The sequence below is a fragment of the Mycobacterium heidelbergense genome (assembly GCF_010730745.1).
GTDB classification, from domain to species: Bacteria; Actinomycetota; Actinomycetes; order Mycobacteriales; family Mycobacteriaceae; genus Mycobacterium; species Mycobacterium heidelbergense.
On the sequence record NZ_AP022615.1, the window covers coordinates 2,943,667 to 2,959,170 of the forward strand.

Below are 15,504 nucleotides of genomic sequence, written 5' to 3' on the forward strand. Positions count from 1 at the left end.
GGGCCAACAGCGATGTATAGCTTGGGATTTAATCTCCGGCCATGGTGAGCCGCCGCTTGGCTTTGCGTGAGCCGGCGGAGCCGTCATTGGCTTCGGCCGCGTCGACGAGTCGGCGGGTGATGCGCCGCAGCTGGCAACGCAGCGTCTCGTCGTCGATGCCGGCCACCACGGGATGCATTACCCCGACCGCGATGGCACCCGACATGATCGCCGCCAAAACCCTGCTGTCGTCGCCGGCGTCACCAACGAGCACTCGGTAGAGACGCTCGATGAACCGCTGGAACGGTTGGTGCTCGGCCAGCAAGCGGACGATGACCGGATCGAACTGCAGGGTGCTGGCGGCCCCGCGGCGTTCGACGGCCAGATCGATGACCCGGTCCAGCAGCAACTCGCGCGCCCGCGGCGGGTGATCCTCGGCTTCGGCGGCTTCCAACGCCTCCTCCAACCCGCCGAGTTCGCGTTCGGTGAGCGCGATGACGATCTGCTCTTTGGTTTTGAACTGGTGGTAGACCGCCGCCTTGGTGACCCCGATCGCGTCGGCGATCATCTGCAAGGAGGTCCCGCCGACGCCGTGGTCGGCGATCAGTTTCAGGGCCGCATCCATGATGCGGGTCTGTGCCGGGCTGCGCGTGACGGCACCGAATTGACACCCGGCCCGCGGAGAATCCACACCCCGAGCGTAGCCGATCGGCTATTGACGCTCGGCTAGCCGATCGGCTAGCTTCGCTGACGAGCCAGGCGGTGTCGTGTGCCGGAAGGAGTCAGGCGATGTCCGACGTCGGCGCAAACGATGCGGCAGGTCGCGGATCCTCGCGAGTTGCGTTGCGCCACATCGACGGTGAGCTGATCCTGTTGTGGACGTTGCCGGTGGTGGCGATCGTCTGGATCGCCGCGTTTCTCCTGTTCCCGGGCTTCACGCCGCCGATGTCGCCCACGATGTCGGCGGGGCGGGTGGCCGCCTTCTATCGGGAAAACTACCCGGGCATCCGATACAGCATGATCCTGTTCAACTGGTTCGGCGTCGGCCTCATCCCCGTCCTGACCCTGCTGGTGCTGCAGATCCGCCGGATGGCTCATCGCACGCCGGTCTTCTCCTACTGCATGCTCGGCTGCGTCGCCGGCGGACCCACCCTGTTCCTCATCGCCAACGTCTGCTGGCTGCTGGCCGCCTTCCGCCCGGAACGCAGCCCGGAGCTGACACAGCTGCTCAACGATTTCGCGTGGATCACCTTCACCACCTCGGTGCCCTTCCTCATCGCGCAAAGCGTAATTTTGGCCCTGGCAATCTATTTCGATGATCAACCACGTCCGGTATTCAACCGATGGGTGGCCCACTTCAACCTTTTCATCGCGGCCGCGCTGGCGCCGGCGGCGTTCGTCGGGCTGGCGCTGACCGGCCCACTGGCGTGGGACGGAGCGTTGTCGTTCTGGCTGAAGAACACCGCCATCGCGGTATGGATCGTCGTGACGGCCGTCGTTGTGGGCCGGGCCGTTTACCGTGAACGCGCCGAGTACCCGCGGCGCGTCGACGAACGGGTGAACGCATGAACGCGACACAGACGCTCCGGCATGACTCGAAGCGCGAGCTGTGGTTGGCGTGGTGGACGCTCATCGTCTTCTACAACTTCTTCTTCCTGGTGTTCTTCGTGCTGACGCGCACCCAGCCCCCGCCGGACCCCGCATGGGACGCCGCGAGGATCGTGCGGTGGTTCCGCGACAACCACTTTGGGCTTCTCGCCGGGTTCGCCATCATGTTCCTCATCACCGGCATGACGACCATGTGCAACGCCCTCATCGCCTATTCGATGCGGCGCATGTCGGTCAGCCGCGCTTTCGCGTACTCCTACCTGGTGCTGTACTCGCTCAGCGCCATACCCGGCATGCTGCTGATGTGCGTCGCGCTGACCGTCGGCGCGCTGCGACCCGACCGCGACCCCGAACTGATCCATTGGATCTACGACTTCGCGTTCCTGTCGTTCGTCGGAACCATGGGGGTGTTCCTGATCGGCTCGCTGGTATGGATGCTCGCGATCCTCATCGACAAGAACCGGGTGTTCCCCAAGTGGTTCGGCTACCTCAACCTCTGCAACGCCCTCACCGAGATCGTCGTGTCGCCGGCCTGGGCGTTCCGGCGGGGCGTGTTGGCGTGGAACGGCCAGATCGCGTGGTGGCTCGACGTGGTCGTGTTCGGCATCTACACGGGCGTTTTCATCGCCCTGCTCCGGCGGATGATCCAACGCGAGGACTTCGGCACCGGGCCCCTGCCCGACGTCGCCCCGGCGGCGCCATGACCGACCTCGCCGGAGCCGACGTGGCACGAGACGCGAACAAGCACGCCAGGTTCGTGCCGGGCCAGCCGGACATGTGGGCCTTCGTGTTGTTCGAAACGCTGGTTTTCACGGCGTATTTCGGCTTCTACCTGTTCTACCGAACCCAAAGCCCCGAACTCTTCCTGCGCTCCCAGGCGCAGCTCGACCTGCGCATCGGGGTCTTCAATACCCTTGTGCTGCTCCTGAGTTCCTGGTCGGTGGCTCGATGCGTGCAGGCGTCGCGCGCCGGTGCCTACCGTCCGGCGCTGAAGGACGCCTTCCTCACCGCCTTCTTCGGTCTGGTGTTCCTCGGTTCCAAGGTGTTCGAGTGGGCGCGGCAGATCCGCATGGGCAACGGCCTTACCGGCAACGACTTCTTCACCTACTACTTCTTTCTCACCGGGATCCACTTCGTGCACCTGCTGATCGGCTTCGTCGTCCTCGGCGTTGCGGTGTACCAACTTTGGAGTCCAGCGGGGCGATCCCAGGAGCTGGTCGAAACGTGCGCCACCTACTGGCACACCGTCGACTTCCTCTGGGTGCTCATCTTCGCGCTGCTGTACGTGGTGAGGTGATCGGTGATCGGATTCAACAAAAGGCTGCTGGTCGTGTGGGTCGTGCTGGCGTCATTGACGCTGGCCTACCTCTGGATAGATCACTCCGCCGAAGATCGGGCCGGCGCGCTCAGCCCCAGCGCGGTGGTCACGTCGAGCGTGATCGTGATCGCGCTCATCAAGGTGCGCATCATCTTTCGGGAGTTCATGGAAGTCAGGCAGGCCCCCGCGTTGCTGTGCCGGCTGACCGACGCCTGGGTCATCCTCATCGGCGCGAGCCTGCTCGGCACCTACTTCATCGGAACGCAGATCCGATAGTTCTCGCGAAGGAGTTTCAGCGCACGGACGCGACAGCGTCGGCGGTGGTGAACCTCAGGTGCAGTTCGCTCAAGCCACGCAAGATATACGTCGGCTCGTAGGTGTAGCGGCGGCCGGCGCTCGGGCCGTGGTGGGCCTCGTCAATCTCGATGTGCGACATCCGATCCAGGATGCGCTCGATCGAGACGCGGCCCTCCACCCGGGCGAGCGGTCCGCCGGGGCAGGAGTGTACGCCGCGGGCAAAGGCCATGTGCTCGCGAACGTTCTTGCGGTGGAGGTTGAACTCGTGCGGGTTCTCGAACCGGCGCGGGTCGCGATTGGCGGCGCCCGGTAGCACCATCACCACGGTGCCGGCGGGTATGTCGACACCGCCGATGCGGGTGGCCTTGCGGGCCAGCCGCGAGTCGCTCTTGACGGGGCTTTCCATGCGCAGCGATTCTTCGATGAACGCGGGAATCAGGCTGCGGTCGTCACGCACCCGCCGCTGGATGTCCGGCCGGTCGCCGAGCACCTGCAGCGCGGCGCTGAGCAGCTTGGCCGTGGTCTCCTGCCCGGCCGCGAACAGGAACGTCGCCGAGCGGACCACCTCGATCACCTCGGGTGTCGATCCGTCCGGATACTTCGCCGTCGCGAGCGCGGTGAGCACGTCGTTGCGCGGTTCGCGCCGCCGGTCCTCGATGTAGGAGCAGAACTTCTCGTCGAGCCACTGCAGCGGGTTGATGCCGACCGATCCCTGGTTCAGGGCGCCCACCCGCGACTCGGGACGGTCGGCGCCCAAGACGACGCGGAACTCCTTGTGATCGTCCTCCGGCACGCCGAGCAGGTCGGCGATCACCAACGTGGCGAACGGCTTTGAGTATTCGGCGATGAACTCGCACTCACCGTTGTGCAGGAACTCGTCGAGCTGACGGTCGGCCAGGCGCCACATGAACTCCTCGTTCTGCTTCAGCCGGCTCGGGGTGAGCAGCTTGCTCAGCACCGACCGGGCCCGGGTGTGGTCCGGCGGATCCATGGTGACCATGTGCTCGAACATCGGAAAATAACTGCGGTGCCGGTCGATTTGGGCGCTGATGTCGTCGCCCTCGGGCTGGAAGGGCAGCGGCGGAAACGGCCCGCCGAGCGCGACGATGTTGGAGAACGTGTCGGCGTCCTTGTAGACCTCGGAGGCTTCCTCGTAGCCGGTGACGGCGACGGCCCCGTGGTGGGGCAGGCGCAGCACCGGGTTTTGGCCGCGCAGGTAGTCGAAGTAGGGGTGCGGATCGGGCACCAGCGACGGATCGGTGAAGAAGTCGATCGAGTCGTAGTCGCTCATCGGATTGCGTCTCCCTGGGCTGGGTTTACCGGTGGTATTCGGCGGCAAGCGATGCCGCCGCCCGGTTTCAAGAATGTGCTGAGCACCTGCTTAGCATGGCGGTAATGTCAGGGTCAAGGTCGCGGGCGGCGCACCACGATACGATCCGTCTGGTCGGCACGGGGGCGCGGAAAGGACAGAGGGCAGGGCATGGCATCTGCTTCAGCGGCCCGCAGGATCGGGGCGCCGGACGCGAAGAATCGCGGCCTGCTGCTCGACGCGGCCGAGCGGCTCATGCTCGACGAGGGCTATGCGGCGGTGACGTCGCGCCGGCTCGCGCACAAGGCCGGGCTCAAACCCCAACTCGTGCATTACTACTTCCGCACCATGGACGAGCTGTTCCTGGCGGTCTTCCGCCGCCGCGCCGAGGAAGGCCTGGCGGTTCAGGCGCAGGCGCTGCAATCGGCCCAGCCGCTATGGGCGCTGTGGAGATTCGGCACGGATCCCGGGTTTACCCGGATTTCGATGGAATTCATGGCACTGGCCAACCATCGCAAGGAGATGCGAACCGAAATCGCTTACTACGCTGAATGTTTCCGCGAGGAACAACGCCGAGCGGTGACGGGCGCGCTGCGGCGCTACGGTGTGGAAGCCGACGATGTGCCCCCGGTGGTGTGGACGGTGCTGATGACCAGCCTGTCGCGGTTTCTGGTGCTCGAGCAGGCGCTCGGCATGTCCGCCGGTCACGCCGAAACCTTAGAGCTGGTCGAGAGTTATCTGCGCCGCCTGGAAGGGGAGCCGGAGCCGGCCGGGCCGGTTCACCAGGTGCGCAGCGAACAGAGCGCGCCCTTGGGGCCGATTTTGGACACGACGACCTTCCCGTCCACCGACAGGTCGCATTGAATGCCGCCGGGCGCGGCCGGTTGCCGGCCGGTCGTGACGGTCACCATCGCCCACTGATCGGGGTTTAACAGGTTCACCGGCTGAACCCACGGCTTACCGGGGGCGATATCCGCGTGGACCTGCGGGGTGAAGGTGTACGGGTTGTGGCTGTAGTCGGAGAAGAGGGTCGGGTCCTGATCCTGATAGAAGATGTCGACGTAGGCCGGGCTCGTGGACGAGACGACGTACACGACCTGATGCCACACCGGGTCGGCCTGTGCCCGTTCGCTGCCGACCAGCAAATCCGCCACAATCAACGATGTCGCCGAGCTCGCGACCAACAGTGTCTTCACGGTGGTGTTCATGACGCTCCTCCGGCTGCCGGGCGCGGACTGGCGGTGCGGTTCATCACCCGCTCTGCGGCCTGCCAGTGGGCGTCGGCAACCCACAGCCGTGCAAAGGATGCTATCGCCTCGTCGGGAGGAACTCCCCGTATTACGCGCTTTATCTCCGTCGCCGGATGGCGGGCCAGTTTCGTCGCCACCGAACGCCATCCCTCGTCGAACGATGACCGGGGAAACACCAGATCCACCAAGCCAATTCGCTGCGCCTCGGCGGCGTCGACGGCGGTTCCGGTGCCCGCCAGCAGAAGCGCCCTGCCCTTCCCGACGAGGGCGGCCAGTCGCTCGGCGCCGCCCCAGGCCGGCATGATTTCCAGCTCGACCTGATTGAAGCCGATCTTGATGTCGTCGGCGGCGATCCGGATGTCGGCGGCGACGGCGACCTCGGCGCCGCCGCCGAAGGCGTGTCCGTTCAGCGCGGCGATCACCGGGGCCGGGAAGCCGGCAAGCTGATCGCAGACCGCCCGCATCCGCTTGGCCATCGCTGCGGCATCCTCCTCGGTCCGCAGCGCGCTCAGCTCCTTGAGGTCGCCGCCGGAGACGAATGCCCGGTCGCCCGCGCCTTTGATGACAAGGGTTTTGGCGTCCGCGGCCGCGTCGAGCGCCTTCTCCAGCTGATGCATGGTGTCGAGTCCGATGGCATTGCGAGCGTGGGGACGATCGATGGTGAGCACCGCCAACCCGCCGTCGATCTCCAGGTCCACCATGCGTCGTCGCTCCTCGGGCGAGAACGCCGATATTGGCATTCTCTTATCGGGAGAATAACATCATCGTCGCAGGCCGAAGAACTTTCGTCGGCGAGGATGGGGGTGGTCCGGTGCGTAGCCGAATCGCAGCCGCGTTCGTTGCGGCTCTCGCCGCCGTCGCCGTGCTCGGGGCCTGCACGTCGCGTCCGCCGACCCAGGTGTCCAGCACGGCGTCGGTCACGGTCAACGGCAACGACGCGAACATCCATGTCGTCAAGTGCAGTCAGTTGGAGTGGTACCGGACGATCGACATCGGCGGCGACTTTGCGGGGGCCACCGTTGTCATCGATCAACGAGCGGAACCGCTCACCACCGAGTCCGTGCGCATCCGGAACTTGGGCGGCTTCACCGGCATGTACTCGCAAGGCGACGGCGGCGACGCCGACATGAGCCTGAGCGGCGACAGATTCACCATCACCGGCACCGCCAACGGCTACAACACCGACAAGCCCGGTGAACCGGTCACCGTCGCCTTCAAGATCGTCGCGACCTGCTGACGTCCCGCGCCGAGCGCTCGAGCGGGGCCACGCGTTGCGGTTGGCAACCCCGAGAGAATACAATTCTCAGAAATTGCGAAGGAGGATTTCATGGGGCAGTTGTCGCATCGGGTGGACGTCCCGTTCCCACTCTTTGACGCGGATAATCATCTCTACGAGCCGCCGGAGGCGCTGACCAAGTTCCTGCCCAAGGAGTACAAGGACTACGTCCAGTACGTGCAGATCAACGGGCGCACCAAGATCGCGCTCCGCGGCGTGATCAGCAACTACATTCCCAACCCGACCTTCGAGGTCGTCGCGCGGCCGGGCGCCTGGGAGGAGTACTTCAAGTACGGCAACCCGGAGGGCAAGAGCAAGCGCGAGCTGTTCGGCGAGCCGATGCGCGCGATCCCGGCGTTCTTCGAGCCCGGCCCGCGCCTGGAGAAGATGAACGAGCTGGGCCTGGACCGCACCCTGATGTTTCCGACGCTGGCCAGCCTGATCGAGGAGCGGCTGCGCGACGACCCGGTCGCCATCCACGTCCTGATCCATGCGCTGAACCAGTGGCTCGACGAGGTCTGGGGCTTCAACTACCAGAACCGCATCTTCACCACCCCGGTCATCACCCTGCCGATCGTCGAGAAGGCAATCGAGGAGCTGGAGTGGGTGGTCAAGCGCGGCGCGCGGTGCATCCTGATCCGCCCGGCGCCGGTCCCCGGATTTCGCGGCCCCCGGTCGTTCGCGCTGCCCGAGTTCGACCCGTTCTGGGAGCGGGTCGTCGAGCACGACGTGCTGGTCGGCATGCACTCCAGCGACAGCGGCTATTCCCGGTACACCTCCGAGTGGGACGGCGCCGACCAGGAGATGCTGCCGTTCCAAACCAACGCGATGGGCATCCTCAACGAGTGGCGGCCGATCCAGGACGCGGTGGGCTCGTGGGTGATCCACGGCGCGCTCTACCGCCACCCCAAGCTGAAGGTCGCGATCGTCGAGGCCGGATCGAAATGGATGACCCCGCTGCTGGACGGCCTGGCCGAGGTCTTCCGGAAGGCGCCGGAAGCGTTCCCGAGCGACCCGGTCGAGATGGTCAAGAACCGGGTCTATGTCAGCCCGTTCTTCGAGGAGGGCATCGACGATCTGATCAACCTCGTCGGTGTGGACCAGGTGCTGTACGGCTCGGATTGGCCGCACCCCGAAGGGCTGGCGGAGCCGACCTACTACATCAACGCGCTGTCGCACCTGCCCGTCGACGACCAGGCAAAGATCATGGGCGGCAACCTCGGTCGGCTCGTCACCGTGTGACAGACCGGACGAACTGGCAGACCATCCCCGAGATGGTCTTGAGCGCGGCGGACCGCTTCGGCGACGCCGAAGCGGTCGTCGACGGTCCGCTGCGCCTCACATTTGCCGACGTTGTCGAGCGGATACGCTGCGCCGCAGGAGCATTCGCGGACCTCGGGATCGACAAGGGCGAACGGGTCGCCATCTGGGCGCCCAACTCCGCGGAGTGGATCATCGCGGCGTTCGGCCTGCTGACCGCGGGCGGCGTGCTGGTGCCGGTGAACACCCGGTTCAAGACGGAGGAGGCGGGCGACATCATCGCGCGCAGCGGGGCGAAGGCCGTCCTGGTGCAGAATGGATTCCTGGGCCGGGATTACACTCTGTCCTCTTTGAAGCCCTCCGGGCTTCCACCGGTCATCGATCTGAAATCCGACTTCCTCTGCGGCGGTTCCCCGTTCGAGCGGCCGGCGAGCGGCACCGACATCGCGGACATCATCTTCACCTCGGGCACGACCGGCCGCCCCAAGGGCGCGATGATGAATCACCGCCAAACGCTGCGTGCGTACGAGGAGTGGGCGACGCTCGCGGACCTGCGCGAGGGCGACCGCTATCTGATGATCAACCCGTACTTCCACACGTTCGGCTTGAAGGCGGGCCTCGTCGCGTGCTTCCTGCGCGGCGCGACGATGCTGCCGGTCGCGGTTTTCGATCTCGACACGGTGGTGGATCTCGTTGAACGCGAACGCATCACGATGCTACCCGGTCCGCCGACGCTGTACCATTCGTTGCTGACGGTTGGTGACGGGGCCAAGCTGTCGACGTTGCGGGCGGGCGTGACCGGCGCCGCGGACATCCCCGTCGAACTGGTCCGTCGCATCCACGGTGAGCTGCCGTTCCGGACGTTGATGACCGGTTACGGGCTCACCGAGGCCGGCAACGTCACCTTGTCCCGGCCCGGTGATTCCTTCGAGGATGTGGCCACCACCGCGGGCCTGCCGTGCGAGGGGGTTGAGGTGCGCATCGCCGGCGACGGCGAGATCCTGGTGCGCGGGTACAACGTCATGCAGGGCTATCTCGACGATCCCGCCGCCACCGCGGAGGCGATCGACGCCGACGGCTGGCTGCACACCGGCGATCTCGGCAACCTGGACGACGCGGGCCGGCTGCGTGTCGCCGGCCGCAAGAAGGACATGTTCATCGTGGGCGGATTCAACGCCTACCCGGCCGAGATCGAGGGCTTCCTGCTCAACCACCCGGCCGTCGCGCAGGCGGCCGTCATCGGTGTCCCCGACGAGCGGCTCGGACAGGTGGGCAAGGCGTTCGTTGTCCGCAAAGGTGCCGTCAGCGCCGAAGAATTGATCGGTTGGTGCCGCGAACGCATGGCGGGGTTCAAGGTGCCGCGGTCGGTGCGGTTTCTCGAGGCGCTGCCCCTCAACGCCACCGGCAAGGTGGTCAAAGACCTGCTTCGGTAGACGGCAGACCATCCTCATATGCCGGATAAGAGAACCCTATTTCCACAGCTTGTTAGGCATTTGTCGAGTGGCGTCCGGGACGGCATCGGCGGGAGTGGCGGGAGAAGGTGATAACGTGGCTCTCCTGGTCGTCGGGACGTTGGCGGCGGAAAAATATCGGCGCAGATGCTCGCGCGTTAACGCGTCTGCCGAGTAGGGTTGCCGAACGGCGACGCCCACGCCGGGATACCGTCGCCTGCCGTCCGTGGCCGGAAGCAAACTTGCCACCGACGGGCAAGCGGCAGAGGAGTTTGGCATTGAGTCACGAGCGGCCTCGTTCCCGGGCTGGTGAATGGTGAATGGCGGCGCCCGCCAAAATGCCACTGACACGAAATCGGTTCCGGTGAACGAGGACGAAATCCCAAGCACCGCCGCCGAAATCCGGGCAATGGCCGAACAGGCCGAGGCGGAGGCCACGGAGGCGGAGGCCCTTGCCGCCGCCGCCCGTGCCCGCGCCCGCGCCATTCAATTGCGACGCCAGGCCGAGCTCGTCGAAGCCAAAAACCAAGCAGCCGCGGCGGACTCCGCTCAGACCGAGGTACAGGGCGCCCACGAGAGCGAGTCGGAAGAAACCCAGTCCGCGGTCGAGCCGGAAAGCGTCGAGACCGAAGAGGGGCCGGCCGAAGCCGATGCCTCGTCGGTCGACGCGGAGAAACCTGCACGACGCCGGTCCCGACTTTCCAGGCTTCGCCGTCCCAAATGGTCCACCGTCGCTGCGTCCATAGCCATCGTTATTATTGTCGCCGCGCTGGCGGGCAGCGGCTACATGATCAAGGAGCATCGCGATGCGGTCCGGCAGCGGCAGCGCGCGGCCGAGTTCACCGCGGCGGCACGCCAGGGCGTCGTGACGTTGACATCGCTGGACTTCAACAACGCCAAGCAAGGCGTGCAGCGCATCCTCGAGAACTCCACCGGCTCGTTCAAGGACGACTTCCTCAAGATGGCCGACGATTTCACCAAGGTGGTGGAGCAGTCGAAGGTGGTCTCGCAAGGCACCGTTCAGGCCGCCGCTGTTGACACGATGACGGCCGATTCGGCTGTGGTGCTGGTGGCCTCCACGTCGGAGGTGACCAATGCGGCCGGCGCCAAACAGGATCCACGTAACTACCGGCTGATCGTGACGGTCACCCGCGACGGTGGTCAGCTCAAGATATCGAAAGTCGAGTTCGTGCCGTGACCGCAGACGAAACGTCGGTGCCAGAGACGGCCGACCCCGAGGAAACGGCGGATGCCGGCCCCACGAACGATTCCGACGGCGGTGCTGCGCCGCCCGGTCGGTTGAAGCGCTCCTTCGCCGCGCTGAAGAAACGGTCGTCCGGCAAGATCCTTCCCGCCCTGTTGGCGTTGTCGGTAGCGGCCTCGTTGGCGCTGCTGGGTGCGCTGTTCTATTTCTTGTACCTGCCGGATCGGAACACCGACGCCGCGGCCGCAAAGGCGGCGATTTCGGCCGCCAGCGAGGGAACCGTGGCGGTCCTGTCGTATTCTCCCGACACCCTCGACCACGACTTCTCTTCCGCGAAATCACATTTGACCGGTGACTTCCTGTCCTACTACGACCAATTCACCCAGCAGATCGTCGCCCCGGCCGCCAAACAGAAGTCGGTGAAGACCGCCGCGGTGGTGCTTCGCGCCGCCCTGTCGGACTTGCGCCCGGATTCGGCCGACGTGCTGCTGTTCGTCAACCAAAGCACGCAGAGCAAGGACCGGCCGGAACCGACGTTCACCTCCAGCAGCGTATCGGTCAAGCTCACGAAAGCTCATGGGAAGTGGCTCATTTCGTCGTTCAATCCGGTGTAGGCCTGCGGTGACGACGAACGAGATACATTCGATGGTGATCGCATCGGACTACCGCGTCCCGGATCCGACCCGGGTGTGGCCGCTGCTCGAGCGCAACAAGGCGGCACTCGCCGACATCGGCGCACACCATGTCTTGGTGTACACGTCCGCCCACGACTACGGCCGCGTGCTGGTGATGATCGGCGTGCACAGCCGTGAGCCCATCGTGGAACTGCTGCGCTCGCGGGTGTTCTTCGACTGGTTCGATGCCGCCGGCGTCGAAGACATCCCCGCCGTCTTTGCCGGCGAGATTATCGAGAGGTTCGTTCCGGCGCCATCGCCGACACCGGGCGCGCCCGGTGTCGTGGTGGCCGCGATCGCGTCCGTCGACGACGTGTCGATACTGGCCGCGGGGGTCCGCTCGGCGATGGACAGGTTCACCGCGGCCGGCATCCGAAAGACCTGGGTCTTCCAGGCTTTCGACGATGAGCACGAGGTTTTGATCTTGCAGGAGTTTCCCGACGAGGGGGGCGCGCGGGAGTGGATTGACCATCCCGACGCCGCGGCCCAATGGATGTCGGGCGTGGGCGTCGGCGCCTATCCGCCGCTGTTCGTCGGCCGGTTGTTCGACATGATGCGCATCCAGGCGGACTGACCCGGACCGAACGGGGCGGTCGGTCTAGCCCTCCTCGCGGCGCCGGCCGCCGTCCGGCGACATGGGCCCAACGAGTTGACCGAGCAGGTGAGGGATGTCGAGCCGCGGCAAGACCACCTCGACGAACACCATGCGGTCCTGGTGCTCCGCGGCCGCGGTGAATGCGTCGTCGAGTTCGCCGTAGGTCCGGGCGCGGAACGCCAGATGGTGGGCCACGCCGAGCGCGTTGGGGATGTCGGTCCACTTCCAGCTCACAATGTCGTTGTAGGGGGCCGTCTTTCCGTGGATCGCCCGCTCGACGGTGTAGCCGTCGTTGTTGACCACCACGATCACCGGGGACAGTCCCTCGCGGGAGAAGGTGCCAAGCTCCTGGACGGTCAGTTGGGCGGCCCCGTCGCCGATCAGTAACACCGTCCTGCGGTCGGGATGCGCGACCGCGGCCCCGACCGCCGCGGGCAGGGTGTAACCGATTGAGCCCCATAGTGGTTGGCCGATGAAGGTGACTCCGTGCGGCAGCCGGTGATCCGCCATGCCGTAGAAGGACGTCCCCTGATCGGCGAGGACCACGTTTCCCGGTGTGAGGGCCGCGCAAAGCCGGTCCCACAGCATCTGCTGGGTGAGGGGTTGATCGGGCGGCGGGGCTGGCGGCAGGGGTCGGGCGGGTGGCAACTCGACGGGTGGGGAGGTGATCCCGCGCCGGGCCAGGATCGCGGCCAGCGCCTCGAGCGCGGCGTCCATTTCCAGGGGCGCGAAGACCTCGCCGGCCACGCTGCTTTGGTACTGCCCGACGTCGATGGTCCGGGCCGGGTCGATCCGCTGGCTGAAGAAGCCGCTGACCATGTCGGTGAACACCACCCCGGCCGTCACCAGCACCGGCGCCTCCTCGATCGCCGTGCGCACCCGTTTGGCGCTGGCCGCACCCGCGTAGATCCCCAGGAAGTTGGGCGAGCTCTCATCGAGCAGGCTCTTTCCCCACATCAATGTGGCGTGCGGCACCACGTCCGCCGCCAGCAAGGCCTCGAGTTCTTTGACCGCTTGCAGGCGGTGGACCAGCAAGTCGGCGAGCACGGTCAACTGGTGATCGCCGATGAGTTCGGCGGCGGCCTCGACGAACAGCGACAGCGCGCGGGGACTGGTGCCCCCGGCGTAGCGCGGCAACGGAACCGCCGGCGGCTCGGTGGGGAAACGCGCCACATCGGTGGACAGCAAGATGTATCCGGGCCGCTTCTGCTCGCGCACCTCCGACAGCACCCGGTCGATCTCCCTGCACGCCGTCGCGGGCATGAGATTGGCTTGTGCACAAGTGATTTCGCGGCTGATCCGGAAGAAGTGCTCAAAGTCGCCGTCGCCGAGCGAATGGTGCAGCGCGCGCCTGGTGCCCTGCGCGTCTTTGGACGGGCCGCCGACGATGTGCACGACGGGCACGTGCTCGGCATAGCTCCCCGCGATCGCATTGGCCGCCGAGAGTTCACCGACGCCGAACGTCGTTACCACGGCGGACATTCCGCGCAACCGACCGTACCCGTCGGCGGCGTAACCGGCGTTGAGCTCGTTGGCGCTGCCCACCCAGCGGATGGTGGGGTGGGCGACGATGTGGTCCAAGAACGCCAGGTTGTAGTCGCCGGGAACGCCGAAGATCTCGGAGACACCGAGTTCGGCGAGGCGGTCCAGCAGGTAGTCACCGACGGTGTAGACGGGATCAGTCACAAACACGACGGTACGCCCGCGTCGAAACCGTTCCGGCGGACATGCCATTTCGCCTATTGTGCGGGCCATGGCAATCAAAGAGTCCCGCGACATCGTCATCGAAGCCAGTGCCGAGGAGATCCTGGACGTCATCGCCGATTTCGAAGCGATGCCCGAATGGTCGGACCCCCACCAGAGCGCCGAGGTCCTCGAGACCGGAGACGACGGGCGGCCCACCAAAGTCAAGATGAAGGTCAGGACGGCGGGCATCACCGACGAACAGGTGGTGGCCTACACCTGGAGCGGCAACGACGTCAGCTGGACGCTGGTCAGCTCCGGCCAGCAGCGCTCGCAGGACGGCAAGTACACCCTGGTCCCCCAAGGCGAGTCCACTCTGGTCAAGATGGAGATCAGCGTCGACCCGAACGTTCCGCTGCCCGGCTTCGTGCTCAAGCGCGCCGTCAAGGGGACGATCGATTCGGCGACCAAGGCGCTGCGCGAGCGGGTGCTTCAGGTAAAGAAAGGCAACTGATACGGTGACCGGCGCGGGACCCCTGGCCGGGGTGCGGGTGATCGAGCTCGGCGGCATCGGACCGGGGCCGCACACGGGGATGGTGCTCGCCGACCTGGGCGCCGATGTGGTGCGGGTGCGGCGCCCCGGCGGCCTCACCATGCCGCCCGAGGACCGCGACTTGCTGCACCGCGGGAAGCGGATCGTCGACCTGGATGTCAAGACGCAGCCGGAGGCGCTGCTGGGGTTGGCCGCCAAGGCCGACGTACTGCTGGACTGTTTCCGGCCCGGCACCTGCGAGCGACTCGGCATCGGCCCCGACGACTGCGCGGCGGTCAACCCCCGGCTGATCTTCGCGCGCATCACCGGCTGGGGGCAGGACGGACCGCTGGCCCCGACGGCGGGCCACGACATCAACTATCTGTCGCAGACCGGTGCGCTGTCGGCGTTGGGCTACCGGGATCGGCCGCCGCTGCCACCACTGAACCTGGTCGCCGACTTCGGCGGCGGTTCGATGCTGGCGCTGCTGGGCATCGCGGTCGCGCTGTACGAGCGGGAACGGTCGGGCAAGGGTCAGGTCGTCGACGCCGCGATGATCGACGGGGTCAGCGTGCTCGCCCAGATGATGTGGACCATGAAGTCGACCGGTGCTCTGCGTGACCAGCGCGAATCGTTCCTGCTCGACGGCGGCGCCCCGTTTTACCGTTGCTATGAGACCTCCGATGGCAAGTACCTGGCCGTCGGCGCCATCGAGCCGCAATTCTTCGCGGCGTTGCTGACCGGGCTCGGCCTGACGCCCGACGAGGTGCCCGGCCAGCTGGACGTCGGTTCCTACCCACGGATGTACGACGTCTTCGCCGAACGGTTCGCCAGCAGGACCCGCGACGAGTGGGCGGAAACCTTCGCCGGCACCGATGCCTGCGTCACCCCGGTGCTGACCTGGAGTGAAGCCGCGACCAACGATCATCTGCAGGCGCGGGCAACGGTCATCACCGCCCATGGCGTCGAACAGGCCGCTCCGGCACCGCGTTTCTCCCGAACGCCGGCCGGGCCGGTTGGGCCGCCGCCGGCGGCAACGACACAGCTTGACGAAATCGGCTGGTAATC

General features: G+C 66.2%; 18 protein-coding genes. 13 read left to right on the plus strand and 5 right to left on the minus strand.

The features are described from left to right. Nucleotides 1–28 precede the first annotated feature (28 nt). Complete coding sequence (locus tag G6N25_RS13950; protein ID WP_083075569.1) at nucleotides 29–604, minus strand: TetR/AcrR family transcriptional regulator; 576 nt, start codon at nucleotides 602–604, stop codon at nucleotides 29–31. Nucleotides 605–768: 164 nt separating this feature from the next. Here G6N25_RS13950 and G6N25_RS13955 point away from each other — a divergent pair, with 164 nt between their 5' ends. Genes G6N25_RS13955 through G6N25_RS13970 form a run of 4 tightly spaced genes read left to right on the plus strand, consistent with a single transcriptional unit; the run spans nucleotide 769 to nucleotide 3,181 of the window. Then, nucleotides 769–1,548 carry a hypothetical protein gene (locus tag G6N25_RS13955; protein WP_083075571.1) on the plus strand — a complete coding sequence of 260 codons (780 nt, stop codon included), beginning with the start codon at nucleotides 769–771 and terminating at the stop codon, nucleotides 1,546–1,548. Beyond that, entirely contained in the window at nucleotides 1,545–2,291 is a 747-nt protein-coding gene (locus G6N25_RS13960) for a hypothetical protein (protein ID WP_083075573.1), read from the plus strand. Before G6N25_RS13955 ends, G6N25_RS13960 begins: the two co-directional genes overlap by 4 nt. Beyond that, nucleotides 2,288–2,884, plus strand: coding sequence for a cytochrome c oxidase subunit 3 family protein (locus tag G6N25_RS13965; RefSeq protein ID WP_083075575.1), 597 nt, complete (start codon nucleotides 2,288–2,290; stop codon nucleotides 2,882–2,884). Before G6N25_RS13960 ends, G6N25_RS13965 begins: the two co-directional genes overlap by 4 nt. A gap of 6 nt (nucleotides 2,885–2,890) precedes the next feature. Beyond that, nucleotides 2,891–3,181, plus strand: coding sequence for a cytochrome C oxidase subunit IV family protein (locus tag G6N25_RS13970; RefSeq protein ID WP_083075634.1), 291 nt, complete (start codon nucleotides 2,891–2,893; stop codon nucleotides 3,179–3,181). 16 nt (nucleotides 3,182–3,197) lie between these two features. Here the strand turns inward: G6N25_RS13970 and G6N25_RS13975 are convergent, their stop codons facing one another. Next, entirely contained in the window at nucleotides 3,198–4,493 is a 1,296-nt protein-coding gene (locus tag G6N25_RS13975) for a cytochrome P450 (protein WP_083075577.1), read from the minus strand. A gap of 189 nt (nucleotides 4,494–4,682) precedes the next feature. Between G6N25_RS13975 and G6N25_RS13980 the strand changes: the two genes are divergently transcribed. Then, nucleotides 4,683–5,375 (plus strand): TetR/AcrR family transcriptional regulator, encoded by a 693-nt coding sequence (locus G6N25_RS13980; protein WP_071509703.1) that lies wholly within the window; start codon nucleotides 4,683–4,685, stop codon nucleotides 5,373–5,375. On the opposite strand, the gene G6N25_RS13985 is transcribed toward G6N25_RS13980, so the two are convergent. Next, a complete protein-coding gene (locus tag G6N25_RS13985) occupies nucleotides 5,291–5,719 on the minus strand; it encodes a hypothetical protein (RefSeq protein ID WP_083075578.1) in 429 nt (142 codons plus the stop codon). The genes G6N25_RS13980 and G6N25_RS13985 overlap by 85 nt on opposite strands. Beyond that, the gene (locus G6N25_RS13990; RefSeq protein WP_083075580.1) at nucleotides 5,716–6,462 is read right to left on the minus strand and encodes an enoyl-CoA hydratase/isomerase family protein; all 747 of its coding nucleotides are present in this window, start codon (nucleotides 6,460–6,462) and stop codon (nucleotides 5,716–5,718) included. The genes G6N25_RS13985 and G6N25_RS13990 overlap by 4 nt, the downstream gene beginning before the upstream one ends. A 110-nt stretch (nucleotides 6,463–6,572) precedes the next feature. On the opposite strand from G6N25_RS13990, the gene G6N25_RS13995 reads away from it, so the two are divergent. The 6 genes from G6N25_RS13995 (at nucleotide 6,573) to G6N25_RS14020 (ending at nucleotide 12,200) form a co-directional block, all read left to right on the plus strand. Further along, a complete protein-coding gene (locus tag G6N25_RS13995) occupies nucleotides 6,573–6,998 on the plus strand; it encodes a lipoprotein LpqH (protein ID WP_083075581.1) in 426 nt (141 codons plus the stop codon). A gap of 90 nt (nucleotides 6,999–7,088) precedes the next feature. Next, the gene (locus tag G6N25_RS14000; RefSeq protein ID WP_083075583.1) at nucleotides 7,089–8,279 is read left to right on the plus strand and encodes an amidohydrolase family protein; all 1,191 of its coding nucleotides are present in this window, start codon (nucleotides 7,089–7,091) and stop codon (nucleotides 8,277–8,279) included. Further along, the gene (locus G6N25_RS14005; protein WP_083075585.1) at nucleotides 8,276–9,730 is read left to right on the plus strand and encodes a FadD3 family acyl-CoA ligase; all 1,455 of its coding nucleotides are present in this window, start codon (nucleotides 8,276–8,278) and stop codon (nucleotides 9,728–9,730) included. Before G6N25_RS14000 ends, G6N25_RS14005 begins: the two co-directional genes overlap by 4 nt. A gap of 331 nt (nucleotides 9,731–10,061) precedes the next feature. Beyond that, complete coding sequence (locus G6N25_RS14010; protein ID WP_083075586.1) at nucleotides 10,062–10,946, plus strand: hypothetical protein; 885 nt, start codon at nucleotides 10,062–10,064, stop codon at nucleotides 10,944–10,946. Then, nucleotides 10,943–11,566: a twin-arginine translocation pathway signal gene (locus G6N25_RS14015; RefSeq protein WP_083075588.1), complete on the plus strand. Its 624-nt coding sequence runs from the start codon at nucleotides 10,943–10,945 to the stop codon at nucleotides 11,564–11,566. The genes G6N25_RS14010 and G6N25_RS14015 overlap by 4 nt, the downstream gene beginning before the upstream one ends. Before the next feature lie 7 nt (nucleotides 11,567–11,573). Beyond that, nucleotides 11,574–12,200, plus strand: coding sequence for a fatty-acid--CoA ligase (locus G6N25_RS14020; RefSeq protein ID WP_142272759.1), 627 nt, complete (start codon nucleotides 11,574–11,576; stop codon nucleotides 12,198–12,200). A 24-nt stretch (nucleotides 12,201–12,224) separates the two neighbouring features. Here G6N25_RS14020 and G6N25_RS14025 read toward each other — a convergent pair whose 3' ends face one another. After that, nucleotides 12,225–13,955, minus strand: a complete 1,731-nt coding sequence (locus tag G6N25_RS14025; protein ID WP_083075635.1) for an alpha-keto acid decarboxylase family protein — start codon at nucleotides 13,953–13,955, stop codon at nucleotides 12,225–12,227. A 19-nt stretch (nucleotides 13,956–13,974) separates the two neighbouring features. Here G6N25_RS14025 and G6N25_RS14030 point away from each other — a divergent pair, with 19 nt between their 5' ends. Further along, nucleotides 13,975–14,418 carry an SRPBCC family protein gene (locus G6N25_RS14030; RefSeq protein ID WP_083075636.1) on the plus strand — a complete coding sequence of 148 codons (444 nt, stop codon included), beginning with the start codon at nucleotides 13,975–13,977 and terminating at the stop codon, nucleotides 14,416–14,418. Between the two features lie 4 nt (nucleotides 14,419–14,422). Next, nucleotides 14,423–15,502, plus strand: a complete 1,080-nt coding sequence (locus G6N25_RS14035; RefSeq protein WP_083075591.1) for a CaiB/BaiF CoA transferase family protein — start codon at nucleotides 14,423–14,425, stop codon at nucleotides 15,500–15,502. Nucleotides 15,503–15,504: the final 2 nt, after the last annotated feature.